This is a genomic window from Calorimonas adulescens (assembly GCF_008274215.1).
GTDB lineage: Bacteria > Bacillota > Thermoanaerobacteria > Thermoanaerobacterales > UBA4877 > Calorimonas > Calorimonas adulescens.
In genome coordinates this window covers 1-1,465 of the sequence record NZ_VTPS01000047.1, presented here as the reverse complement: position 1 = coordinate 1,465, position 1,465 = coordinate 1, and the positions used below count along the sequence as shown (strand labels likewise).

Sequence of the window (1,465 nt, the reverse complement as noted above, 5' to 3'; positions counted from 1 at the left end):
ATTAGTTTTACCATTAAATTTAGAAATGTTGATACCAGAGGATGATTCAGTAAGACTGCTTAGCCTAATATTGGAGGGATTAAATTACGAAAAGTTATACAAGGCATACTCTTCTACGGGAAGAAAACCTGCAGTCGAACCCAAAATCATGTTTAAGGTATTAACTTATGCGTACATGAATAATATTTATTCCAGCAGGAAAATTGAAAGTGCCTGCAGAAGAGACATCAATTTCATGTGGTTGTTGGCCGGAAACCCGGCACCGGATCATAGCACCATTGCCCGGTTCCGAAAAGATTACCTGCCCGACGCTGTGGAAGACCTTTTCTATCAAATGGTGCAGCATCTGCATGCGATAGGCGAAGTTAAATTTGAAAACATCTTTATCGACGGGACAAAAATCGAAGCCAATGCCAACCGCTACACCTTCGTATGGGAAAAGACTGTCCAAAAAAATGAAGCCAAGATGTTTGAGAAAATCCAAACCTGTATAGAGGAAATCAACCAAACCTACGGGACCCAACTTACCGTCACCAAAGAGACCCTCATAAAAGACCTTGCATCCGCCCTTTCCTATCTAGAAGAAAAGCGGCAGCAAGAACAAATTGAATTCGTTCATGGTATTGGCAAACGGAAGACCGTATTGCAAAAGTTTACGGAGGAACTCCAAATTTTTTATGAGCGTCAGGAAAAGTATAATGCTATCAACCAGTTATTTGAGGGGAGAAACAGCTATTCCAAAACAGATCCGGATGCCACCTTCATGCACATGAAAGATGACCATATGAAAAATGCCCAACTAAAGCCGGGCTACAATGTCCAAATCGGGGTAGAAAGCGAGTATATAACAGGGGTGGGGATCTTCCAGGATCGAAGTGACATAACCACACTCATTCCTTTCCTTGACCATGTTGAAGCCAACATAAAAGCCCGCTATCAGAACATCATTGCTGACTCGGGGTATGAGAGTGAAGAAAACTACCTGTATCTAGAGGAAAAGGAACAGACCTACTACATAAAGCCCCAAAGCTATGACAAATGGAAAAAGAAAAGTTTCAAAAATGACATCAGCAAGCGGGAAAACATGACCTATGATCCGGAAAAAGATGAATATACCTGTCATAATGGAAAACAACTCAAGCCGGTAGCGATTAAACATAAAAAATCAGCAACCGGCTATCAGTCGGAAGTAACCGTATATGAATGTGAAGATTGCCAGGACTGTCCATATAAAGCCAAATGCACAAAAGCAAAAGGAAACCGACGGATGGAGGTCTCCAAAAAGTTTGCAGAGAAACGCCAAATATCCTATGAAAACATCATATCAGAGAAGGGTATTCTTTTGCGCATGAACCGTTCCATACAGGTGGAAGGGGCTTTTGGCGTTTTGAAGAATGACTACAATTTCAATCGGTTTTTGACTCGCGGAAAAAACAACGTAAAAACCGAGTTCATTCTACTGTGT

1 protein-coding gene is annotated in these 1,465 nt (G+C 41.4%); it reads left to right on the top strand.

Going from position 1 to position 1,465, the window contains the following annotated elements; all coding sequences use genetic code 11:
• Positions 1-1,465 (top strand): IS1182 family transposase (locus tag FWJ32_RS13175; RefSeq protein ID WP_149546423.1); only part of this gene is annotated, 1,465 nt, incomplete at both ends.